This is a genomic window from Halomonas sp. BN3-1 (genome assembly GCF_003056325.1).
Classification (GTDB): Bacteria; Pseudomonadota; Gammaproteobacteria; order Pseudomonadales; family Halomonadaceae; genus Halomonas; species Halomonas litopenaei.
Map to the genome: position 1 here is coordinate 14,960 of NZ_PYVV01000013.1, position 22,784 is coordinate 37,743.

General features: G+C 63.8%; 22 protein-coding genes and 7 tRNA genes. 12 read left to right on the plus strand and 17 right to left on the minus strand.

The window, feature by feature from the left end:
- The first annotated feature begins 195 nt into the window (after window positions 1-195).
- Complete coding sequence (locus C9F12_RS16885) at window positions 196-438, plus strand: hypothetical protein (protein WP_240184285.1); 243 nt, start codon at window positions 196-198, stop codon at window positions 436-438.
- A gap of 12 nt (window positions 439-450) precedes the next feature.
- Window positions 451-1,616, plus strand: a protein-coding gene (locus C9F12_RS16890; RefSeq protein WP_108449648.1) for an IS3 family transposase whose coding sequence is annotated in 2 segments (ribosomal slippage) — window positions 451-712 and window positions 712-1,616 — 1,167 coding nt in all. Because the reading frame shifts where the segments join, the coding sequence is not laid out codon by codon here.
- Window positions 1,617-1,864: 248 nt separating this feature from the next.
- Here the strand turns inward: C9F12_RS16890 and C9F12_RS16895 are convergent.
- From C9F12_RS16895 to C9F12_RS16950, 12 genes are all read right to left on the minus strand, one after another.
- Window positions 1,865-1,952, minus strand: a tRNA-Ser gene (locus C9F12_RS16895).
- Window positions 1,953-2,116: 164 nt separating this feature from the next.
- Window positions 2,117-2,719 carry a YiiD C-terminal domain-containing protein gene (locus C9F12_RS16900; protein ID WP_108449649.1) on the minus strand — a complete coding sequence of 201 codons (603 nt, stop codon included), beginning with the start codon at window positions 2,717-2,719 and terminating at the stop codon, window positions 2,117-2,119.
- A 6-nt stretch (window positions 2,720-2,725) separates the two neighbouring features.
- The gene (locus C9F12_RS16905; protein WP_045993706.1) at window positions 2,726-3,286 is read right to left on the minus strand and encodes a nitroreductase; all 561 of its coding nucleotides are present in this window, start codon (window positions 3,284-3,286) and stop codon (window positions 2,726-2,728) included.
- Window positions 3,287-3,409: 123 nt separating this feature from the next.
- Window positions 3,410-4,264, minus strand: coding sequence for an NADPH-dependent 7-cyano-7-deazaguanine reductase QueF (gene queF / locus C9F12_RS16910; protein WP_108449650.1), 855 nt, complete (start codon window positions 4,262-4,264; stop codon window positions 3,410-3,412).
- 68 nt (window positions 4,265-4,332) lie between these two features.
- Window positions 4,333-5,106, minus strand: a complete 774-nt coding sequence (locus C9F12_RS16915; RefSeq protein WP_045993708.1) for an ABC transporter permease — start codon at window positions 5,104-5,106, stop codon at window positions 4,333-4,335.
- Window positions 5,103-6,047, minus strand: a complete 945-nt coding sequence (locus tag C9F12_RS16920; RefSeq protein WP_108131650.1) for an ABC transporter ATP-binding protein — start codon at window positions 6,045-6,047, stop codon at window positions 5,103-5,105. Before C9F12_RS16920 ends, C9F12_RS16915 begins: the two co-directional genes overlap by 4 nt.
- 394 nt (window positions 6,048-6,441) lie before the next feature.
- Window positions 6,442-6,516 (minus strand) — tRNA-Gly (locus tag C9F12_RS16925).
- Window positions 6,517-6,569: 53 nt separating this feature from the next.
- Window positions 6,570-6,645 (minus strand) — tRNA-Glu (locus C9F12_RS16930).
- Between the two features lie 3 nt (window positions 6,646-6,648).
- A tRNA-Gly gene (locus C9F12_RS16935) sits at window positions 6,649-6,723 on the minus strand.
- Between the two features lie 27 nt (window positions 6,724-6,750).
- Window positions 6,751-6,826: transfer RNA gene (locus C9F12_RS16940), tRNA-Glu, on the minus strand.
- Window positions 6,827-6,830: 4 nt separating this feature from the next.
- Window positions 6,831-6,905, minus strand: a tRNA-Gly gene (locus C9F12_RS16945).
- Window positions 6,906-6,945: 40 nt separating this feature from the next.
- Window positions 6,946-7,021 (minus strand) — tRNA-Glu (locus C9F12_RS16950).
- Window positions 7,022-7,326: 305 nt separating this feature from the next.
- Between C9F12_RS16950 and msrB the strand changes: the two genes are divergently transcribed.
- From msrB to ggt, 5 genes are all read left to right on the plus strand, one after another.
- Window positions 7,327-7,725 (plus strand): peptide-methionine (R)-S-oxide reductase MsrB, encoded by a 399-nt coding sequence (gene msrB / locus C9F12_RS16955; protein ID WP_045994885.1) that lies wholly within the window; start codon window positions 7,327-7,329, stop codon window positions 7,723-7,725.
- A gap of 271 nt (window positions 7,726-7,996) precedes the next feature.
- Window positions 7,997-9,031, plus strand: a complete 1,035-nt coding sequence (gene ylqF / locus C9F12_RS16960) for a ribosome biogenesis GTPase YlqF (RefSeq protein ID WP_108449651.1) — start codon at window positions 7,997-7,999, stop codon at window positions 9,029-9,031.
- A 108-nt stretch (window positions 9,032-9,139) separates the two neighbouring features.
- Window positions 9,140-10,369, plus strand: coding sequence for a pyridoxal phosphate-dependent aminotransferase (locus C9F12_RS16965; protein WP_045994887.1), 1,230 nt, complete (start codon window positions 9,140-9,142; stop codon window positions 10,367-10,369).
- 185 nt (window positions 10,370-10,554) lie between these two features.
- Complete coding sequence (gene htpX, locus C9F12_RS16970) at window positions 10,555-11,454, plus strand: protease HtpX (RefSeq protein WP_045994888.1); 900 nt, start codon at window positions 10,555-10,557, stop codon at window positions 11,452-11,454.
- Window positions 11,455-11,673: 219 nt separating this feature from the next.
- Window positions 11,674-13,413, plus strand: a complete 1,740-nt coding sequence (gene ggt / locus C9F12_RS16975; RefSeq protein ID WP_108449652.1) for a gamma-glutamyltransferase — start codon at window positions 11,674-11,676, stop codon at window positions 13,411-13,413.
- 197 nt (window positions 13,414-13,610) lie between these two features.
- Here ggt and pdxB read toward each other — a convergent pair whose 3' ends face one another.
- Entirely contained in the window at window positions 13,611-14,795 is a 1,185-nt protein-coding gene (pdxB, locus tag C9F12_RS16980) for a 4-phosphoerythronate dehydrogenase PdxB (RefSeq protein WP_108449653.1), read from the minus strand.
- 186 nt (window positions 14,796-14,981) lie between these two features.
- Between pdxB and C9F12_RS16985 the strand changes: the two genes are divergently transcribed.
- Entirely contained in the window at window positions 14,982-15,263 is a 282-nt protein-coding gene (locus C9F12_RS16985; RefSeq protein WP_045994908.1) for a hypothetical protein, read from the plus strand.
- A gap of 2 nt (window positions 15,264-15,265) precedes the next feature.
- The gene (locus C9F12_RS16990; RefSeq protein WP_045994891.1) at window positions 15,266-15,616 is read left to right on the plus strand and encodes a hypothetical protein; all 351 of its coding nucleotides are present in this window, start codon (window positions 15,266-15,268) and stop codon (window positions 15,614-15,616) included.
- Window positions 15,617-15,707: 91 nt separating this feature from the next.
- Here the strand turns inward: C9F12_RS16990 and C9F12_RS16995 are convergent, their stop codons facing one another.
- Together C9F12_RS16995 and rlmKL are read right to left on the minus strand one after the other, a co-directional pair.
- Complete coding sequence (locus C9F12_RS16995) at window positions 15,708-16,067, minus strand: glutaredoxin family protein (protein WP_240184286.1); 360 nt, start codon at window positions 16,065-16,067, stop codon at window positions 15,708-15,710.
- Window positions 16,067-18,367, minus strand: coding sequence for a bifunctional 23S rRNA (guanine(2069)-N(7))-methyltransferase RlmK/23S rRNA (guanine(2445)-N(2))-methyltransferase RlmL (rlmKL, locus tag C9F12_RS17000; protein WP_108449655.1), 2,301 nt, complete (start codon window positions 18,365-18,367; stop codon window positions 16,067-16,069). The genes C9F12_RS16995 and rlmKL overlap by 1 nt, the downstream gene beginning before the upstream one ends.
- A gap of 296 nt (window positions 18,368-18,663) precedes the next feature.
- Between rlmKL and rmf the strand changes: the two genes are divergently transcribed.
- A complete protein-coding gene (rmf, locus tag C9F12_RS17005) occupies window positions 18,664-18,870 on the plus strand; it encodes a ribosome modulation factor (RefSeq protein WP_045994893.1) in 207 nt (68 codons plus the stop codon).
- An 81-nt stretch (window positions 18,871-18,951) separates the two neighbouring features.
- On the opposite strand, the gene C9F12_RS17010 is transcribed toward rmf, so the two are convergent.
- Window positions 18,952-19,968 carry a quinone-dependent dihydroorotate dehydrogenase gene (locus C9F12_RS17010; protein ID WP_108449714.1) on the minus strand — a complete coding sequence of 339 codons (1,017 nt, stop codon included), beginning with the start codon at window positions 19,966-19,968 and terminating at the stop codon, window positions 18,952-18,954.
- Between the two features lie 128 nt (window positions 19,969-20,096).
- On the minus strand, window positions 20,097-20,387 hold the full coding sequence (locus C9F12_RS17015; RefSeq protein WP_045994894.1) for a ferritin-like domain-containing protein: 291 nt from the start codon (window positions 20,385-20,387) through the stop codon (window positions 20,097-20,099).
- 101 nt (window positions 20,388-20,488) lie between these two features.
- Between C9F12_RS17015 and mgtE the strand changes: the two genes are divergently transcribed.
- Both mgtE and C9F12_RS17025 read left to right on the plus strand, forming a co-directional pair.
- The gene (gene mgtE, locus C9F12_RS17020; protein WP_045994895.1) at window positions 20,489-21,841 is read left to right on the plus strand and encodes a magnesium transporter; all 1,353 of its coding nucleotides are present in this window, start codon (window positions 20,489-20,491) and stop codon (window positions 21,839-21,841) included.
- Window positions 21,842-22,303: 462 nt separating this feature from the next.
- Entirely contained in the window at window positions 22,304-22,675 is a 372-nt protein-coding gene (locus C9F12_RS17025) for a hypothetical protein (protein ID WP_045994896.1), read from the plus strand.
- Window positions 22,676-22,784 lie beyond the last annotated feature (109 nt).

A 22,784-nucleotide genomic window follows, 5' to 3' on the forward strand; every position in this document is an offset into this window, starting at 1 on the left:
CAACCACGACGGAATCAGCCCCATCGCGGGCCAAGGTGTATACCGAAAAGACAGCCGGGAAAAACCCCTCGAGGACGTGCTGCTGACCGACGGCAACGCCTCTTATGCTCGCAACAGGGCAATACACACGTATACCCCGGCGCTCGCTATACGCGCCCTCTCTCCAACATGGCCATGCTACAGTTGGTGCGAAGCATGAGCTTTGGCTTTGGCGTCGGCGGGCAGCGTGGCGATTACGTACCCCACGGCTTCCGCTCGAGCTTTCGCGACTGGACGGGCGAAGTCACCAGCTATCCCCGCGACGTCGCGGAGATGGCTCTCGCTCACACCATCGAGAACAAGGTGGAGGCAGCTTACCGCCGTGAAGATCTGTTCGAGAAGCGGAGGGCAATGATCTTACCCAGTAGCGGTGGACACCCCGTTAAGGAACTACGCTGAACGAGGTGACCCATGACAAAGCCAGCTACTCCCATGAAGAAACAGCAACGTGCCCACTACACCGATGCCTACCGCGAGGAAGCTCTATTGCTCGCTGAACGGGTAGGCGTCACCACTGCCGCCCGTGACCTCGGCCTCCAGCCTAGTCAGATCTATCAATGGCGCACCAAAGCCCAGCAGCGCAAAACGGTGACGGAACGCGAACAGGCTCTTGCTGACGAGAATGCCCGTCTCAAGCGCCAGATGGCGGATATGGCGGAGGATCTGGCCATCGCAAAAAAGGCGGCGGTGTACTTCGCAAAAAGCCTGAAGTGAAGTACGCCTTCATCCAGCAACACCACAAGGCCTACCGCATCCGGCGGATGTGTGCGTTTCTCTGCGTCGCCCGCAGTGGCTACTACGCTTGGCGCAAACGTGTCGATGAGGCGTCTCCACGGCGACGTCAGCAGGCCGAGACGGACCAGCGTGTGGCAGAGGCCTTCCACCATCGCAAGGGGCGTTCAGGCGCCCCCAGGCTGGTTCTGGACTTGAAGGAGGATGGGGTGTCGATCTGTCGCAACACCGTCGCGGCCAGTCTCCGGCGGCAAGGCCTGCGCGCCAAGGCGGCGCGCAAATTCAAGGCAACCACCCACTCGAAACACTCCTTGCCGGTGGCGCCGAACCTCTTGGATCAGGACTTCGACACCAAAGGGCCGAACCAAAAATGGGTGAGCGACATCAGCTATCTGGGCACAGACCAAGGCTGGTTATACCTTGCCGTCGTTATCGATTTGTTTTCTCGACGAATTATTGGCTGGGCGACGAGCAGTCGGATGAAAGCAGATCTCGTCTGTGAGGCGTTAGAGATGGCGCTCTCATGGCGCGGTTATCCGACGAAGGTGATCACCCATTCAGATCGCGGAAGTCAGTATTGTTCGTCGGATTATCAAAGACTTATCAAGCGACACAAGCTTTTATGCAGCATGAGCGCCAAGGGCAATTGCTACGATAATGCCTGTGCTGAAAGCTTCTTTCACAGTCTTAAAGTCGAGGCTATCCACGGTGAGCGCTTCGGGACCAGGGATGCGATACAAAGGCAGGTCTTCGAATACATTGAACTGGACTACAATCGGCAGCGCCGCCACAGCGCCATTGGGATGATCAGCCCAGCAGCCTTCGAAGCTCGAATGATCGCATAGACCGGTGTCCACTTTTGTTGGGCAAGATCAGTACTGCCTGTCATGCCTGAATTAGGAGGCGGCCGACCAAAGTTGATGGCAGAAACCCCGAAAAAAGGAAGGCATGAGGGCAGCATAGGGACGCACTGTCCAACAGTATCCTGAGAAGGCTAGAGGAAGCCAGACACAAAGTATGGGCTGAGGTATGGGCCGCGAGGGTACAGAAAAAGAAAAAGCCGCTGATTTCTCAGCGGCTTTCTTAAATTCTGTGGCGGAGGGGGAGGGATTCGAACCCTCGAAGCCTTTCGACTTACACACTTTCCAGGCGTGCTCCTTCGACCACTCGGACACCCCTCCGCATTGTCATCTCGAGAAACATGATGCCCGCGTTGCGCGGTGCTTATCCCTCAAGACGGCGCATACTTTATCGCCTTAAGTTCTCGATTGCAAGCCGTTTTTCGGCTTACATCAAATTCGTCGCGTGGCAGTTCGGGGTCTGATGGCGAAGCGGCGCGATGGCGTCAGCGTGCTGCGATGGGAGGCTCGCTGGCCAGCACGGCGTAGTCACCCCTGGCTTCCAGGCAAAGGGTGTCGCCGCACCACAGCTGCTGGACCAGGGCAATGCGGCCCTTGCCGCGTTCCGCCAGGCGCTGCTCGAGCGCCGCTTCGGCGCCTGTTTCCCTGCTGACCTGCCCGGCACTACCCGGCCCTGCCGCACCACTGGCATCAACGTCTGCGGAGCTGCTTGCCTCGGGTCGGCAGATCAGGCGGTAGTCGCCGGTCACCGGGGCGAGAAAGCGCTGGCTGGCCTCGGCCACCACTACGTCGCGGTTGTAGCCTCGACGGCGCAGCCACAGGGTGGTCCAGCACCAGCCGAGCAAGGTGGTCTGGGCGGCCAGCGAGCCGCCAAAACCGGTGCCCTTGTCGTTGAGGTTAGGGGTCAGGGCAAGCTCCCAGCGCAGCGACTCCTGGTCGCCCGCCATACGGGTGATGCCAAGCGACCCGACCAGGGGGATGGCCTCACCCAGCCAGTCGAGAAAGGCCCCGGGGTCGTCCTCGCCTCCCTCGGGCGGCAAGACGGGCCGCGGGTGGGCCGTGCCAACGCGTCTGATCAATTCATCCATGAGGGGTTAGTCCCAGCGCTCGACAAAATCCTCACTATCGTGACAGGCGATGGGCTTGTGGCGGCCTCCGAGCTGGCCGATGTAGATAAAAGCGACCAGTTCGTCGTCGTCGCCGAGCCTGAGGCCCTTGCGCACGGTGTCGTCGAAGGCGTACTTGCCGCTGCGCCACATGGCGCCGAGCCCCAGGGCGTGGGCGGCCAGCAGGATGCCGTGGGCGGCGCAGCCAGCGGAGATGACCTGCTCGATCTTCGGCACCTTGGGTACGTCCGGGTCCACCTTGGCGACGACGCCGATGATCATGGGTGCGCGCTTAGGCTTCATTCGAGCGCTGTTGAGGCACTCGTCTGTCGCCTTGGGGTCTTCGCGAAATTCGGCCTCGGCGAACAATTCACCCAGGCGATCGAGCCCCTCGCCGGAGAACTCGATAAACCGCCAGGGTCTGAGCTCCTTGTGGTCCGGTGCGCGCAGGGCGGCGCAGTAGATCGCCTCGAGTTGCTCACGGCTAGGGGCCGGCCCCATCAACTTGCCCATGGAGCTGCGCTCGTGCAGCAGTGTCATTGCATCCATCGTGTCACTCCAGAGGGTCCGAGCCCTGTCACTGTTCAGCGATCGAGAATTCTTCGCATTACCCTACCAGATCACTCGGGTATTGTCTGTGGCGCTGTCGCTATCGCCCTGAGCCATTGCCGACTACTGGCGCGCCAGCCGCAGCGGCGTGGGCGGCGCCTCGCCGGGGGTACCGCGCCAGGGGCTGATGTCGAGACCACCGCGGCGCACGTAGCGTGCCAGCACCAGAAGCCGTTCTGGGCGAGCCTTGTCCATCAGGTCCATGAAGATATGCTCGACGCAGTGTTCATGGAAGTCCTGATGCTGGCGATAGCCGACGATGTAGCGCAGAAGGCCTTCGCGATCGAGCCGGGGACCGCGGTAGCGGATCAACACGCTGCCCCAGTCGGGCTGGCCGGTCACCGGGCAGTTGGACTTGAGTAGATGGGACGTCAGTGTTTCCTCGACGATCTCGTCACTGACCGCAAGGTGCTCCGGACTCGGCGTATAGTCGCTGATCTCGATGTCCTGATCGTCGATGCACTCCCCCGGCAATGGGCGCGGGTTGAGCTCACTATCGTCCACCGCCAAGATCTCCACGCTGACCTCTGCCCCGGCGGCCTCGCTCAGGTCGCGCTTCAGCGTTTCGATCAGTTCGTCGTGGCCAGCAAAGCGGGTCTGATTCAGGCTATTGAGGTAGAGCTTCCAGGATTTGGACTCGATCAACCGGGGCGAGCTTGCCGGCAGGCGAAAGCGTGCCACGGCGACACAGGGCTTGCCCCTGGGCGTCAGCCAGGACAGCTCGAAGGCGTGCCATTCGTCCTCGCCGACAAAGGGCAGCGCGCCTTCCTCGATCCCCAGCGGTTTGCGGTTGGCGGCGCGTTCGATGGGAAACAGAAGCTGCGCATCGTAGCGCTCGGGATATTCCGATTCCCGCCCCAGGGGCGCATCGGTCAGGGTGTCGGGGCGGTGGTGGGGATCCCGAGGGATAGTGGACATGGCAATACCTGAACAAGAGAGAGTCCGAGAGACAAACGGCGACCGGCCGCCCGAGGCGGCCGGTGCGATCAACTGCGAATGCCCTTGCCGTTTTCCAGCATCCACAGGGCAATGGCGAACAGCACCACGATAAAGCCGAAGATAGCGGCGAGCGCCCAGCCGACCGGGATGTCGGAGACGCCAAGGAAACCGTAGCGGAAAACGTTGACCATGTAGAGGATGGGGTTGAGCATCGAGGCGCCCTGCCAGAAGGCCGGCAGCAGCGAGATCGAGTAGAAGACCCCACCCAGGTAGGTCAGCGGCGTCAGCACGAAGGTCGGCACGATGGAGATATCGTCGAACTTCTTGCCGAGCAGCGCGTTGATGAAGCCGCCGGTGGCGAACAGTGCCGCGGTCAGGATCACCACCCCGATGGTCAACAGCGGGTGGGCCACCTCGATGCGGGTGAAGAACAGCGACACCCCGGTGACGATGATGCCGACACCGAGCCCGCGCGCCATGCCGCCGAGGATAAAGCCCGCCAGTATCACCCAGTTGGGCATCGGCGAGACCATCATCTCCTCGACGCTGCGCTGGAACTTGTTGGAGAAGAACGACGAGGCCACGTTGGAGTAGCTGTTGGTGATCACCGACATCATGATCAGCCCCGGGACGATGAAGTCCATGTAGCTGTAGCCGTCCATCTCACCGATGCGCGAGCCGATCAGGTTGCCGAAGATGATGAAGTACATCGTCATGGTGATCGACGGCGGCAACAGGGTCTGCGGCCAGATCCGGGTAAAGCGCCGGACTTCCTTGGCCACCAGGGTCCACAGGGCGATCGCGATCTGACTCGGGTTCATCCTCTCAGCTCCTTGTCGGCGTTGCCGCTTTCCACCATGGACACGAACATTTCCTCCAGCCGGTTGGCCCGGTTGCGCATCGACAGCACCCGCACGCCGTCTGCCTTGAGGGCATCAAAGACGTCGTTGAGGCACTGCCCGCGATGCACCATCACCGATAGCTGGGCGCTGTCCACCTGCTTGACCTCGAAGCCGTCGATGGCGGGGGCATGATCGATGGGTTCGGCCAGATCCAGCAGGAAGGTCTCGGTGTCGAGCTCACTCAGTAGCTCGCGTACGCTGGTGTTCCTGACGATCTCGCCGTGGTTGATGATGCCCACATTGCGGCACAGGCTCTCCGCCTCTTCCAGATAGTGGGTGGTCAGGATGATGGTGGTACCTTCCTCGCGGTTGATACGCCGCATGTACTCCCACATGCTGCGACGCAACTCGATATCCACCCCGGCGGTGGGCTCATCGAGGATCAACAGCTTGGGACGGTGCATCAGCGCGCGGGCGATCATCAGGCGGCGCTTCATGCCGCCGGACAACATGCGCGCACTACCATTGCGCTTGTCCCACAGGCTGAGATCCCTGAGCAGGCTTTCCGCCCGAGGCAGGGCTTCACGGCGAGGCATGCCGTAGTAGCCGGCCTGGGCCAGCACGATATCGATGACCCGCTCGAACTGGTTGAAGTTGAACTCCTGCGGCACCACCCCGAGATGGTACTTGGCCCGGGCAAAGTCCTCGTCGATATCGATGCCGAAGATCTTTACCTGGCCGGCGGTCTTCTGCACCAGCGAACAGACCACGCCCAGGGTGGTGGACTTGCCCGCCCCATTGGGGCCAAGCAAGGCGTAGAAGTCGCCCTGCTGGACGTCGAGGTCGATGCCCTTTAGGGCCTTGAAGCCATTGCCGTAGACCTTGGTCAGGCCTCGAATGGACAGAGCCGGTTCGGCCATGAGGGATCCTTGGTGTCAGGGTTGAAAGCTTGGGCTTTGAAGCATGAGATCGGACGCCAAGCGCTGCACGCCTTCGCTAGCTTGCCTGTCGCGGGTGACTCGACGTTGACGGTTGGATTCGGCTTGCCCAACCCGTCGCGATCGCGCCGTGCCGAGCGACGGGATTCGCTATTCGATAGAAGGCTTAGCATATGGGGTCGGTCGGGAGCATCTTCAACCGGACAAAGCGGCAAATGCGGCGTCGACGCAAGGGGCACTCGATGGTCTTACGCCGGACTCGCTTCGCGCAAGCACAAAAAAATCGCCGATCAACGCGATGATTCGCGTCGCTCAGGCGACTGTTGCTGCTTCTGGCGATGTGCTTTCCACAGGTATTTGAGACGCTTCTCGATACTGGAGCGGGAAACGAGATTCGAACTCGCGACCCCAACCTTGGCAAGGTTGTGCTCTACCACTGAGCTATTCCCGCTTGATCGATGCAGTCCAACGATGTCTTCATCGTTTCCTGCCTGCGCTGCGAAGTGGCGTCCCATAGGGGGTTCGAACCCCTGTTCCCGCCGTGAAAGGGCGGTGTCCTGGACCACTAGACGAATGGGACGCATGGAGCGGGAAACGAGATTCGAACTCGCGACCCCAACCTTGGCAAGGTTGTGCTCTACCACTGAGCTATTCCCGCAAACGCATCGCAAATTGTACCGGAAAGTGGCGTCCCATAGGGGGTTCGAACCCCTGTTCCCGCCGTGAAAGGGCGGTGTCCTGGACCACTAGACGAATGGGACGCATTGGAGCGGGAAACGAGATTCGAACTCGCGACCCCAACCTTGGCAAGGTTGTGCTCTACCACTGAGCTATTCCCGCGCTGCGCACTACTGCCGCATTCCGGCCTCGAGATTCGAGTTGGCGTCCCATAGGGGGTTCGAACCCCTGTTCCCGCCGTGAAAGGGCGGTGTCCTGGACCACTAGACGAATGGGACGCATCCGCCTCGTCTCATCTCGAGGTGGCGCGTATGTTACTGAGTACCCTCAAAAGTGTCAACCCCGGCTGAAGGATTTCCTGCTCGATTCAGCGCCCTTCTCTATATAGGCTCTTTCTATACGCATTTGCTCTCCATCGACGCTTTAGCCACCCTCCCCTGCATCGTGGAACGCAGGAGTTGGTCAAACTGCAGCAAACGTCTTAGCTTGAATACCGAGGCTGCGACTTTGATGCAGTCGTGGGTGCCGCAGCGACGCGAACCACGATGCGCCAGCCTCGACCGAACGTCACGGGAGACCGTCCATGCGCAAGAAGATCGAGAAGTCCGACGCCGAATGGCGAGAGCAGCTTACCCCGGAGCAGTACCACGTCACCCGCGAAAAGGGCACGGAACGTCCCTTTACCGGTGACTACCAGATCACCGAGGTGCACGGCATCTATCACTGCGTGTGCTGCAACGCCCCCTTGTTTGAAAACGAGCACAAGTTCGACGCTGGCTGCGGCTGGCCCAGCTTCGACCGCCCGCTGTCCTGCGAAAGCGTGCAGCGCCACGAGGACACCAGCCACGGCATGCACCGCATCGAGGTCACCTGCCATCGCTGCGATGCCCACCTGGGCCATGTGTTCCCCGACGGGCCGACCAGCACCGGAGAGCGCTTCTGCATCAACTCGCTGGCCATCGACTTTCATGAGGGGGAGTAGGCGTTGCGCCCTCCCCCGGCCTACGCCCCAGACGTCTCTCACCCCTTGCCCCTTCCCTCCTCGCTGCAAGCCCCTGTGCCCGCCGCCAGGTGTTTCTCGGCGGGCCTGGCGCTTTTATCGCCCGGCCCTTGCGACCTCGCCTCCCACCGCGTGCGACCCTGCCCTCCATCATCTGCGACCTTGGCATCCACCGCTCGCGACATTTGCCTCGCATTTCCATAAGATGGGGAGCCATTTGCGCAACACCCTTTAGAGAAGGCAGGAGAACGAGATGCTGGGCTGGTTTCCGGGACACATGAACAAGGCGCGACGCCAGATTCTCGAGGCACTGCCGGAAATCGACGTGGTCATCGAGGTGCTGGACGCGCGCCTGCCCTATTCCAGTGCCAATCCGATGCTGGCGAGCCTGACCCGCCACAAGCCGGTACTCAAGATCCTGTCCCGAGCCGATCTGGCCGATCCTGAGGGTACCCGTGCCTGGACCGCCCACTTCGACGCCCAGCCAGACACCCGCGCCCTGGCGGTGACCACCACCAATACCCGCGAGCTCAAGCGCATTCCCAAGCTGTGCCATGAACTGGCTGGCCAGGTGCGTGCCGACCGCGACGTGCGGGTGATGGTGATGGGCATCCCCAATGTCGGCAAATCGACGCTGATCAATGGTCTGGCGGGACGCACCATCGCCAAGACCGGTAACGAACCGGCGGTGACCAAGCGCCAGCAGAAGGTACGCATCCAGGGTCGCGTGGCGCTGACCGACACTCCGGGCGTGCTGTGGCCAAAGATCGAGGATCAGGCCAGTGCCTATCGTCTGGCGGCCAGCGGCGCCATCCGCGATACCGCCATCGACTATGTCGATGTGGCCCTGATCACCGCCGCCGAGCTGGCCAAACGCTATCCAGAGGCGCTCAAGGCACGCTATAAACTCAAGGCGCTGCCGGCCTACGAGGCCAATCCCGACGCCGACAAGGTCGAGGCCGACGGAGACGCTCGCCCGGACCTGATGGCGCTGGCCGGCTTCGACGGCCACGCCATCCTCGCCGAGATCGCCGCCAAGCGCGGTGGCCTGCGCGCCGGTGGCGAGATCGACCTGCACCGCGGCAGCGAGGTGCTGTTGCACGAACTGCGTGACGGCAAGCTCGGGCGCCTGACCCTGGAGACCCCGGAGGACATCCCGACGCCTGAGGAAGCCGCCGTCGAGGCCGCAGACGATGCCTTGGAAGACGGCTCGCAGGATGTCGCAGAAGGCGCCTCGAAGGCAGCACCTGCCCAGGGTGCCCAGGGCGAAGCGGCGAGCGACGACTAGGCCGCACGCCCGGCCACCGCCGCCCCGGCAACGCATCGACAGGACTCACCAACAACGACACTCCCGCCACGGCGGGCACGGACACACGGACCCAGCGAGACCCGCGCCATGGACACGCCCACCCTTTCCAAGTCTCACAAGCTCGACAACGTCTGCTACGACATCCGCGGGCCCGTGCTCGAGCACGCCAAGCGGCTGGAGGACGAAGGACAGCGCATCCTCAAGCTCAATATCGGCAACCCGGCGCCGTTCGGCTTCGAGGCGCCGGAAGAGATCCTGCAGGACGTGATGCGCAATCTACCCACCGCCCAGGGCTACTGTGACTCCAAGGGTCTCTACTCGGCGCGCAAGGCGATCATGCAGGAGTGCCAGCGCAAGGAGATCCCTGGCGTAGGTATCGAGGACATCTACATCGGCAACGGCGTCTCCGAGCTGATCGTGATGGCCATGCAGGCGCTGCTCAACGACGGTGACGAGGTGCTGATCCCGGCCCCCGACTACCCGCTATGGACCGCTGCGGTGAACCTGTCCGGCGGGCGTGGCGTGCACTATCTGTGCGACGAACAGGCCGACTGGGCGCCAGCGATGGACGATATCCGCGCCAAGGTGACCAGCCACACCCGCGCCATCGTCATCATCAACCCCAACAACCCCACCGGTGCGGTCTATCCCCCCGAGGTGCTGCGCGAGCTGCTCGACATCGCCCGTGAGCACAACCTGGTGGTGTTCTCCGACGAGATCTACGACAAGATCCTCTACGACGACACCGTGCACGTGGCCACCGGGGCACTGGCCAGCGAAGACCAGCTGGTGGTGACCATGAACGGTCTGTCCAAGAGCTACCGCTGCGCCGGCTTTCGCAGCGGCTGGATGACCCTGTCCGGGGCGGTGGCACGCCAGCGCGCCAACGACTTTATCCAGGGCCTGACCATGCTGGCCTCGATGCGCCTGTGCGCCAATGTGCCCGCCCAGCACGCCATCCAGACCGCACTGGGGGGCTACCAGTCGATCAACGACCTGATCCTGCCCGGCGGGCGCCTGCTGGCCCAGCGCGACATCACGGTGGAAAAGCTCAACGCCATCCCTGGGGTCAGCTGCACCACGCCCAAGGGCGCGCTTTACGCCTTTCCGCGCCTGGACCCCAAGGTCTTCAATATTCAGGACGACCAGCAACTGGTGCTGGACCTGCTGCTGCAGGAGAAGATCCTGCTGGTCCAGGGTACCGCCTTCAACTGGCCCGACCCGGACCACGTGCGCATCGTCACGTTGCCCTGGGCCGATCAGCTCGGCGACGCCCTGGATCGCTTCGCCCGCTTCCTCTCGCGCTATCGCCAGTAAGCGGTCACGTCGACGTCATCGCCGGGTGCCAGCATCGAATCCGCTATCTCGACGCTGGCACGGTGATAGCGTCATCCGCGCCCGGGCGCTTGAAACTTGTCGCTCCAGGGCTTATCTAAGCATCTGATTCCTCCCGTCGAGCCGATTGGCTCGGCAGGTTTCCTTCCTTACGGAGAATGTCGGCAATGATGAGAATCCTGCTCTTCCTGGGCACCAACCTGGCGGTGATCCTGGTGGCGAGTATCACCCTGCGCTTGCTCGGCGTGGAGCCCTACCTCAACGCCCAGGGCATCAACTTCAACAGCCTGCTGATCTTCTGCTTCGTGTTCGGCATGGCGGGTTCCATGGTGTCGCTGTTCATCTCCAAGTGGATGGCCAAGCGCTCCACCGGCACGGTGATCATCGAAAATCCCTCCAACGCCACCGAGCAATGGCTGGTCGACACCGTCGCCGAGCTGGCCCGCGAAGCCAACATCAAGACCCCGGAGGTCGGCATCTTCCCGGCCCAGCAGTCCAATGCCTTTGCCACCGGCTGGAACAAGAACGATGCCCTGGTCGCGGTGTCCGCCGGCCTGCTCAATCGCATGCAGCCCGAAGAAATCAAGGCGGTGCTGGCCCACGAGATCGGCCACGTCGCCAACGGCGACATGGTCACCCTGGCGCTGATTCAGGGCGTGCTCAACACCTTCGTGATGTTCTTCGCCCGGGTCGTCGCGCAGGTGGTCGACAGCTTCCTGCGGCGTGACGACAACGAAGGCCTTGGCTTCTTCGGCTACATCGCCGTGGTCATGGTCGCCGAGATCGTGTTCGGCATCCTGGCCTCGATGATCGCCGCCTGGTTCTCGCGCTTCCGCGAGTACCGCGCCGACGCCGCCGGGGCCAAGCTCGCCGGTTCCGGCGCCATGATCAATGCCCTGGCTCGACTCAAGGCCGAGACCCAGATGCCCGACCAGATGCCGGACACCCTGACCGCCTTCGCCATCACCACCGGCCAGACCCGCAAGCTGATGGAAAAGCTGTTTGCGAGTCACCCGCCGCTGGACGACCGCATCCGCGCGCTCAAGGAAGCCGCCTACCGCCAGTAAGCGCACACTTGATGCGCTCGCAACGCCCCCGCCCGGCCCTGCCTGGCGGGGGCGTTGTCGTTGGAGCCGGCTTTCACTTACTCCTCTCGGCACACCCAGGATCGCTTCGCCATTTGCGCGTACGCCTCGTCACGACAATAGTTAAGCAGCGTACAACGAGGCGTTCTGGCCGCACGGCCAGCGGCCTGCAACGATCTACCGAAAACACGAGGGTATGCCATGTCAGTCTCTTACTCCCTGCGCGGGGCAATCGCAGGCTCGGCGCTAGGGCTCGCTCTGGGTCTCGTCTCGACCTCGGCGCTGGCCGACAGTCAGGCGATCCTGGAAGGCGAACGCTTCCATCCTGAGGTCAGCACCCGCGGCATGGTCGCTACCAGCCACTTCCTGGCCTCCGAGGTGGCCCGAGAGGTGCTGGCCAACGGCGGCAATGCCGTGGACGCCGCCGTGACCGCAGGCTTTGCGCTGGCGGTCACCCAGCCGCGTTCGGGCAATATCGGCGGCGGCGGCTTCATGCTGATCTCCGACGAGAACAGCGATGAAGTCATCGCCATCGACTACCGCGAGAAAGCGCCCAAGGCGGCCTACGAGACCATGTTCCAGGACGACAACGGCGACGCTGTGGCCGAGCTGTCCCGCTACACCCACAACGCCGCCGGCGTACCCGGAACCGTGGCAGGGCTGGCGCTGGCGCTGGAGCGCTACGGCACCATGAGCCTGGCCGAGACCCTGGCCCCGGCCATCAAGCTTGCCGAAGAGGGCTTCGCCGTGCCCCAGCGCTTCGTCGACGGCATCGACAGCGCCAGCGAACGCTTCGAGCCCTGGGAGGCCAGCCGCGCCAAGTTCTTCAAGGAGGATGGCTCGCGCTACCAGGTCGGCGACATCTACCGCCAGCCGGACCTGGCCGCCACCTTGAAGCGCATCGCCGAACAGGGCCCCCGTGAGTTCTACGAGGGTGAGACCGCCGAGCTGATCGCCGCCGAGATGGAGCGTCACGACGGCCTGATGACACGGGAGGATCTGGCCAGCTACGAGGCCACCGTGCGCGACCCGGTGCATGGCAGCTACCGTGGCCACGACGTCTACGCGATGAGCCCGCCGTCCTCCGGTGGCGCCCATATCGTGCAGATCCTCAACATCCTCGAGGACGACGATATCGGCGAGCTGGGCTTCAACTCGGCCCGCACCATCCACCTGATGGCCGAGGCAATGAAGCGGGCCTACGCCGATCGCTCCCAGTATCTGGGTGACACCGACTTCGTCGAGGTGCCCCTGGCCGGGCTGACCTCCGAGGAGTACGCCGCCGAGCTACGCAGCGATATCGCCGCCGACCAGGCCACCCCGAGTGCCGATATCGCGCCAGGCAACCCGCTGCCCTACGAGTCCAACGAAACCACCCACTTCTCGATCGCCGACGGCAACGGCCTGGCGGTGTCCAACACCTACACCATCAACTTCAGCTATGGTTCGGGCATCGTGGTCGACGGCGCCGGCTTCCTGCTCAACAACGAGATGGACGACTTCTCGGCCAAGCCGGGGGTACCCAACGCCTACGGTCTGATCGGCGGCGAAGCCAACAAGATCGAGCCGGAGAAGCGCATGCTGTCGTCGATGACGCCGACCATCGTCAAGCGCGACGGCAAGAACTACCTGATCACCGGCAGCCCCGGTGGCTCGCGCATCATCACCACCACCCTGCAGGTGCTGATGAACGTGATCGACCACGACATGAACATCCAGGCAGCGGTCAGCATGCCGCGCATCCACCACCAGTGGCTGCCCGACGAAATCCGTATCGAACAGGGCGTCAGCCCCGACACCCTGGACCTGCTGGAGAGCATGGGCCACACCGTCAGCCAGCAGGAGGCCATGGGTGCCGCCCAGTCGATCCTGATCGAGGACGGCGTCTTCTACGGCGGCGCCGATCCGCGCCGTTCCACCTCCTCGGCCATGGGGCTGTAACCTGCTGACGCCCAGGCAACGCCAAGACTTGGCCGCGACGCCAAGACTCAGCCGCGCGATGGAAGTCGCAGTAGAGGATGTCCGCCCCAACAGACAAGGGCCCGGCGCATGGCGTCGGGCCCTTGGGGTGTCCATGTAGCTGGTCGGGAAAGACCACTTGGACGGCGGTGCCGTCTGTGTCAGCGGTGCCGTCTGAGTCAGCGGCAGTCCACTTGAAAGCCGGCCCCGGACAGCAGGGGCGCCAGCTCCTGCGCCTGGCCGACAAGCTCCAGCGTCAGGGTCGAAAACTCACGACGCAGCGGATAACTCGCCCGACACTGATCAAAGCCCTTGCCCGGGTCATCGACGGCCATGGCTCGCAGCAGTCGATCATGATCGCGCCGCGGGTCATACACCGCCCGCATGCAAAGCGCCAGCGCCTCCTCCGGCGACAGGCCGCCATCGAGCACCAGGCGTGACAACGCGGGAGCGGGCAGCAGCTCCGCGAGGGAAACCCTTTCCCCCAGCCCCAGGTGGGCCACCAGCGCCTGATGGATCTGATGGGTACCGCGCAGCTTGCCGTCCAGGCTATGCCCCGCGATATGGGGCGTGGCCAGGGCGACCTGGTGCGCCAGTACCTGGTCGATGGAGGGCTCTTCCTCCCACACGTCGAGCAGTGCGGCGAGGTCATCACCGCGAGCCAGGCGTCGGCTCAGCGCCTGACCGTCGACGCAGTCGCCACGTCCGGCATTGAGCAGCAGCGTACCGGGCAGCAGCGCCTCGATGCGCCGGGCGTCGAGCAGGTGGCGAGTAGCGTGGCGTCCCTCGCGCACCAGCGGGGTATGCAGGCACAGCACGTCGCAGCTGTCGATCAGGGCGTCCAGCTCGACAAAGTCCTGGCCGTTCTCGTCACCGGCTCTGCTGCTGGCTTCCCTCTCGGCCCGGGGCGGGTCGCACAGCCGGTGCTCGATGCCCATGGCGGCCAGACGGGCCGCCAGCCGGCCGCCTACATTGCCGACGCCGACGATACCCACGCGACGCTCGAGCAGCGACTGGCCACGACGCTCGCAGGCCAGCATCAACGCCGACAGCACGTAGTCCACCACCGGCTCGGCATTGCAGCCCGGGGCGCTTGCGAAGGTGATGGCATGGCGCGCCAGGGCGGCCTGGTCGACATGGTCGGTGCCAATGGTGCAACTGCCGACAAAAGACAGCGGCGAGCCCTTGGCCTTGGTGGCCTCGATCAAATCGGCGTCGAGACGCGTGATCGAGCGAATCACCAGGGCATCCACATCGGCCAGGCTGTCGGCGTCGATCTCGCGCCCCGGCCGGCGGCTGACCTGGCCAAGCGGCGCAAAGCAGGCATCGGCGGCGGGCACGTTGGCATCGACAAGAATCTTCATGGGGTTCCCCGGGTCGCAGGTATCGGGCTCCCGGTCATGCAACCGGGCTATTTGTGGATTAGCCTCAAGGGCTTACAATGCCCATGATAACCATAATGGAAACACTGCAAAGGCTTTATCAGCGTTTCCAGAAACGGAGCCGGCGCCCGCCCTCCGTAGCCACCAAGTGATATGACGGGAGTCGCCGTGATCGTCCGCTGGGAAACCGACCATGACTATGTCCTCGTGCACGTGCACCAGGACATGTTCGGCGACTGGATCTTCAGCCGTGCCTGGGGCCAGATCGGAACCCAGTTCGGCGGGCTCAAGCATCAGCTGGCCGATGACTACGGTCAGGCAATGATGTGGCTGGAAGACGAGAAGACCATCCTCGGATCGCGAGGTTTCACCAAGGTCCTGGAAGCCGACGACCATAGCCCGGAAGGCCGTGAAGCCATGGGGCAACTGTCACTGCTGGACGAGCACTGAGCATGGCGGACACCTCCCCTGCCAGCCTGGCTCCCCGACTGCGTGCCCTGCTGGAGAGCCTGCCCGACAGCGCCCTGCCGATCACCTACCAGCAGGCCGCCGAGGCTCTAGGGCTCACCCCGCCACGCACCATCCGCCGGGTGGCCGAAGCCCTGGAAATCACCATGCGCGAGGATGTCGCGGCCGAACGACCGCTGATCGCCGCCCTGGTGGTCAGCCGCCAGGCACCCCAACTGCCGGGCCCTGGCTTCTTCGAACTGGCGGTGGCACTTGGGCGTCTTGACGAGGAGCCGACCTCACATCTCGAGGCCTACCAGCGAGAGCTGGCCGCTGCCCTGGCGACCCGCCGCTAACGCGGTGGCCGCCATGGCGACGAGGCCACCACTACGGGCGCTCTCGCCATAGCCCTTGTTACAGTCATCCTACAGCCATCCCGGCACCCGCTCAGAGCTTGCCGAAGACGCGGCGTCCCTTCACCCGGGACGCTGTTACTGCGGGAGCCTCCCTCCCCTGGCTCGCCGAGTCCGCTTCGGCTTGCACAGCGACCACTTGCTCGCTCAACCACCCGCGTGTCGCCAGCCAGCGCATGACGGCATCCGGCTCCACCCGCCCCTCCAGGACGTCATCGGGACGTTCAGCGTCGATCAGCACCGGGATCCTTTCGCCGTAACGGCGAAGCAGGGTGTCGTCTTCGCTGATCTCGATACGCTCGATGGTGAACTCCACCCGGGCAAGGGCACGCACCAGGGCTTCCATCTGCTCGCACAGATGGCAGCCCAGGGTGGTGTAGAGCGTCAGTACCATCACGACGCCTGCCGATGGCGGATGAGGAAGCAGTGGTGCAGGTCCGGCCGGCGGCTGAAGTCAGGGTCGAAGGTCTGACGCGAGATGTCCTTGACCTCGAAGTCGACGGCAAGCTCGTCATCCATCTGAAAGCGCCGCTGGTTGTTGGAGAACACCAGGGTACCGCCCGGCGCCAGCCGAGCCATGGCCAGGCGCACCAGGCGCGGGTGGTCCCGCTGGACATCCAGGGTGTCTTCCATCTTCTTGGAGTTGGAGAAGGTCGGCGGGTCCATGAAGATCAGGTCGAACTCGCCGCCTGCGGTCTCCAGCCAGCGCAGGCAGTCGTCGCGCACCACCCGGTGGCGCGACGGGTCGAGCCGGTTGAGCGCGAAATTGTCCCGCGCCCACTCCAGGTAGGTGTTGGACATGTCGACGCTGACACTGTCACTGGCGCCGCCCTCGGCCTCGCTGCCGAGCGCTGCCTGCACCGTGGCCGTGGCGGTGTAGCAGAACAGGTTGAGAAAGCGCTTGCCGGCAGCCATCTCGCCGAGCATACGGCGCACCGGGCGATGATCGAGAAACAGCCCGGTGTCCAGATAGTCACGCAGGTTGACCCACAGCGTCGCGCGACCTTCGGTGACCTGGAAGCGCTGGCCGCTTCGCCCCTGCTTCTCGTACTGGGACTTGCCCTGCTGACGCTTGCGCCGCTTGATCACCACCTTGCCGGGGTCCACTTCCAGCACCTCGGGAATCACCCCAAGGGCATCGAACAGACGCCGCTGGGCCTGGGACGGGTCGATGGACTTGGGCGCGGCGTACTCCTGGACGTGGACGTGATCGCCGTAGACATCGATGGCCAGGGCATACTCGGGCATGTCGGCGTCGTACAGCCGATAGCAGCTCTCGCCGCTGCGCTTGAGCCACTTGCGCAGCTTCTTCTGGTTCTTTTCCAGACGGTTGGCAAACATCTGGGCGCCCTCGCTACGAGGTGCCGTGGATGTTGCCTGGGTATCGGAGGATGCCGCCCCTTCACCTGCCCCGGTGGCCGGGCTAGCCTGGCCGTCGACCGCCGACGTTGCCTCAGCGTCATGGCGGCGACCCTGGCTCCGATCCTGGTTCTGATCCTGGTTCTGGCTCTGGCCATCGCGGCGTGCGATATCGATCAGCAACAGCTTGGCCTCGAGCGGGCCGTTTCTCAGCGCGTACTGCTTGTGGGCGCGCATGCCGAGACGGTGGCCAAGGTCCGGATTGCCGGTGAACAGCGCCAGGCGCCAGCCACCGAAGTCGGCCTTGAGCCGCTCGCCCAGGTCCGAATAGAGCCGCACCAGCTCCGGCAGCTCGCCGATACGCTCGCCGTAAGGCGGGTTGCTGATCACCAGCCCCGCAAGCTCGGGGTCGAGCACCCGCGGCCGCGCCAGGCGATGCACGCTGGCGCCATCGAGGTGGATCAGCGCCGGGATGCCGGCGCGCATGGCGTTGGTCTTGGCCGCCGACAGCGCCGGCGGGCTCTGGTCGAAGCCAAAGATCACCGAGCGCGCGCGTTTTCGTCCGATGCTCGCCCGGGCCTCGGCCTCGCGCAGGACCTCGCGCCACAGCGCCGGGTCGTGGCCGGCCCAGCGGGCAAAGCCGAAGCGCTCCCGGTTCAGGTTGGGCGCCATGTCGGCGGCCATCAGCGCGGCCTCGATCAACAGCGTGCCCGAGCCACACATGGGGTCAACCAGCGGCGCGCCCTGCTTGGCCAACTCCGGCCAGCCGGCGCGCACCAGCAGCGCCGCCGCCAGGTTTTCCTTGAGCGGGGCGTGGCCGGTATCGCGACGATAGCCGCGCCGGTGCAGGCTGTCGCCGGACAGGTCGATGCCCAGCGTCAAGCGGCCACGGTGCAGGTGGGCATAGAGGCGCACGTCGGGATTACGGACGTCGACATCGGGACGCGCCTGGCCGGCCGCACCAAGACGGTCGACCACGCCATCCTTGACCGTCTGGGCGCCGAAGCGGGTATGTCGAATCTCGTCACTACGACCATGAAAGTCCACCGCGATGGTGGCACCGGCAGGCAGATGGCGCTGCCAGTCGACGGCGGCGGCGGCATCGTGCAGGGCATCCGGCGTTTCGACGCCTTCCGTCCGCGACAGACACAGGATGACCCTGTTGGCCAGGCGCGACCACAGGCAGGCCCGGTAGGCACCCTCGAGATCGCCCTCGGCGTTCACGCCTGCCACGGTGGTCTTGCCCGGTGTCAAGCCGAATGTGACTAGCTCGTCGGCTAACAGTTGTTCGATGCCCCGCGGACAGGTTGCCAGAAGGTCAAGCTTCTCAGGCACTTGCTTCTCCTACATTAATGATGACTGCGAAAGCCATTATTCGGTTAACCATTTCATGACGACAAGGTGAACAGGTTGTTACAAAACAACAGTCGACAATGCCGAGCGGCTTACGCTATCAATGGAATGGTAGCTACGAGATACGACACATGTGTCCCTGTCAACAAGCCTTCATTTCGTGCGACTCGGGAGAGCCTGCACATCGCAGGGCTTGGGCATCACGGGCCTGCCGCTTGCATCCCCCGAATTTCCCGCAGGGGCAGGTCAGATTGGTACCTTTGTCACGAGGTAGACCCATGAAACGACAGAAACGTGATCGCTTCCAGCGTGCCTATGTACATGGCTACAAGGCCGGTCTCTCGGGTAGATCCCGCGATGACTGCCCCAGCCAGGACATCAATCTACGGGAATACTGGATGAGCGGTTGGCGTGAAGGTCGTGGGGACCAGTGGTCGGGCATGACGGGAGTGTCCGGCATTCACAAGAACCCCATGGTGCTCTGATAACGCAGTACTGTCGAGGTAAAGGAAAGACCCGCCAAGCCCATGGCACAAGACGCCATGGGCTTTTTGCTGCCCGCCCTTTCAGCGCGCCGACGCCAGCGCCCTGGCGCACTCCCGGACCAGCCCCGGTCCGCGGTAGATAAAGCCCGAATACACCTGCACCAGATCCGCCCCTGCCTGACGCTTGGCCACCGCCGCCTGGCCACTGTCGACGCCGCCGACGCCGATGATCGGCATGTCGGGCAACGCCTGGCGCAGCCGCTCGATCACAAGGTTGGAGGCATCGAACACCGGGCAACCCGACAGTCCGCCCTGCTCATCGGCGTGCGCAAGCCCTTGCACCGCTTCACGGGATACCGTGGTGTTGGTGGCGATCACCGCGTCGATGCCATTGTCCGCCAGCGCCCGCGCCACCAGGACGACCTCTTCCTCGTCCATGTCCGGGGCGATCTTTACTGCCAGCGGCACACGACGCCCACTCTGTTCATCGAGGCGAGTGCCTGTCGAGCGCAGGCGTCCGAGCAACTCATCGAGGTGGTCGCCGAACTGCAGGTTGCGTAGCCCCGGAGTATTCGGTGACGAGATATTGACCGCCACGTAGTCGGCGTGAGCGTGAACCCGCTCCAGGCAGTAAAGGTAGTCGTCACCGGCGTCCTCCACCGAGGTGGTCAGGTTCTTGCCGATATTGATGCCGATCACCCCGCGGTAGCGGCTGGCCTTTACCTGCTCCACCAGGTGATCCACGCCGAGGTTGTTGAACCCCATGCGATTGATGATGGCGCCACGCTCGGGCAGGCGGAACAGCCGGGGCTTGGGGTTGCCGGACTGGGCCCTGGGGGTCACGGTGCCGACCTCGACGAAGCCGAAGCCCAGCGCCCCCAGGGCGTCGAGGTGATCGGCGTTCTTGTCGAGCCCCGCCGCCAGGCCGATACGGTTGGGGAAGCTCAAGCCCATCACCTTGACCGGATCGTCCACGCGGGCACCTGCCAGCAACCGCGTCGCCTTCACGCGCGCCGCCCAGTCCAGCGACGTCAAGGACAGGCCGTGGGCCCGTTCGGGATCCAGGCGAAACAACAGGGAGCGGGCGAGATCGTACATGGCGTCTCCGAGGCGAAAAAGGACGAGGGCGCGCGGCCGGGCGCGAGTATAGCGCAGCCGCGACGCCACGACGACTTCCTGAATCAGACCTCAGCCGTTTTGCCCAAACGGGCTTTCATCCCAGGTCGTCAGTGTCCAATGTCCCCTTCGGTAAACAGAAACTCGCGTAGATACTTGTCCATGGCGGGATCCTTGCGGCGCAGCCACTCCAGGGTCATGGCCGCGTGCTCCTTTTCCTCATCACGGTTATGTTCGAGGATCTTGCGTAGATCTTCGTCCTGACAGGCGTCAACTCGCTGGTTGTACCAGTCGACTGCCTCCAGTTCCTCCATCAACGACACGATGGCGCGATGGTAATCCCGGGTCTGCGCCGTCAACTCTTCCACCGGTTCGTGGTAGCCCTCGCTCGATCCAGCCATTCGCCACTCCTTTTCTTTGTAAATAGTTGTGTTCTACTAACTCCATCAACGTAGGACACGATCGTTGTCTTGTCAGTCAGCGACATATGCCGGGAGGGCCCATGACAGAAGTGACCGAGACGTTTGAAAGCCAGCTGTCGCGCATCCACCTGGCCCTGGAAGACGAGAACCCCCAGGAGGTCTCCGAGGCCCTTGAGGATCTCGAACCCGCCGAGGTCGCCCTGCTGCTCGAATCGCTGCCGCTGAGCGAGCGCATCAGGCTATGGGAACAGGTACCAGCGGAGGACGACGGCGAGGTCCTGCTGCACGTCCATGACGAGGTGCGCAGCACCCTGCTCGAGGACATGGACCCCGAGGAGATCGTCGCCGCCACGGCAAGCCTGGACACCGCCGACCTGGCAGAGCTGTTCGAGGACCTGCCCAAGCAGGTGGCCGAGGACATGCTGCGCACCATGGACGAGATGCAGCGCACTCGTCTGCAGGAGACCCTGTCGTTCGAGGAAGACAGCGCCGGGCGCCTGATGCGCACCGACGCCATCGGGGTGCGCTCCGACGTCACCCTCGAGACAGTGCAACGCTTCCTGCGCTGGAAGGAGTCGATCCCGGACAACACCGACAACCTGATGGTGGTGGACCGCATCGGCCACTTCGTCGGCGTGCTGCCGCTGGCCCGGCTGGTTTCCCATGATCAGGAGACCTCGGTGGCGGAGCTGATGGACGCCGACGTCGACGTCATCCAGGGCGACATGAAGTCCCGCGACGTGGCCACCCTGTTCCAGACCCACGACCTGACGTCGGCCCCGGTGGTGGACAACGACGGCATGTTGATCGGCCGTATCGTCATCGACGATATCGTCGACGTCATCCAGGAGAACTCCGAACAGGCGCTGATGAACATGGCCGGCCTCGACGAGGAGGAAGACCTGTTCGCGCCGGTTTTGCCCAGCGCCAAGCGTCGTGCGGTATGGCTCGGCATCAACCTGCTGACCGCCTTTCTCGCCGCCTGGGTCATCGGTCAGTTCGAGGATGCCCTGGAGAAGGTGGTGGCGCTGGCGGTACTGATGCCGATCGTCGCCAGCATGGGCGGCATCGCCGGCAGCCAGACCCTGACCCTGGCCATTCGCGGCCTCGCCCTTGGCCAGATCAGCAAGACCAACAGCAACTGGCTGCTGCGCAAGGAGGTCGGCATTGCCCTGCTCAACGGTATCGTCTGGGCACTGGTGGTGGCGGTGCTGGCGGTGCTCTGGTTCAAGAGCGTGGCGATCGGCGTGATCATCGCCGCCGCCCTGGTCATCAACATGCTGGCCGCCGGGGTCTGCGGCATCGTGATTCCCCTCGTGCTCAAGCGCATGAACATCGATCCAGCGCTGTCCGGCTCGGTCATTCTGACCACCGTCACCGACGTGATCGGCTTCATGTCCTTCCTCGGCCTGGCGACGATCTTCCTGCTGTAGCGCTTCGCTGAGCGGATTCATCGACCGGCCATCACTGCCCCACGGGCACTGATGGCCGATCGGTGGTCCCGCCACCTCGTCGCCTATCTACCGATTCCTGCCTCCCGCTTGGTACGCCCCTCGTCTGCTGTCGCTTATCTACCGGCTCTTGTCTACCGACTCTTGCCTCCCGCTTCGTGCGCCCCCTCATCTGCTGTCACTTATCTACCGGCTCTTGTCTACCGACTCTTGCCTCCCGCTTCGTGCGCCCCCTCGTCTGCTGTCACTTATCTACCGGCTCTTGGTTGCCGACTCTTGTTTGCCGTCCCTTGCCTGCCGTCTCCCGTCTGCGACACCCCCCGTCGCCGGTACGCTACTCTTGTGCTGCTGTGCTGATTCGTTAGCATGGTCAGCAAGGCGCGGGTGACAAGCGCCCATCCCTGCTGGAAATAGGGATCCCCGAGACGGAAAAGGAGAGACCGCATGATGATCAAGACTCGCCCCATGATGCTTGCCCTCGGCGCCGTTGCCGCCCTCGGCCTTGCCGGCTGCGCCAGCGACAGCGCCTCGATGGAGAAAGAGAGCACCGACTACATCGTCACCGGGCTCGGCGATGATCGCCAGGAAGCCCTGGAAGAGGCAAAGGAACGCGCACTGGAGCAGTGCGAGGCCCAGGATCGCGACGAATTCATCATCGAGGAGCAACAGGTGCTTGGCCCCAACACCAGCCCGGAAAAGCGTGAGCGCGCCGAGGCCATGGTCGAAGGCGGCACCGTCAACGAAGACACCAACCTGGCGGCGCTGAACGACGATAGCGAAGGCTTCAAGGCGATCTGGAGCATCAGCTGCCGCTAAGCCTCGGTCCGTTGGTTGCCGACAAGGCCTACGAAGGCCAGACGCAAGAAGGGCGCCCCCAGGGGCGCCCTTCTTGCATTGTGTGAACCGCCACCTGGTGTGAACCGCC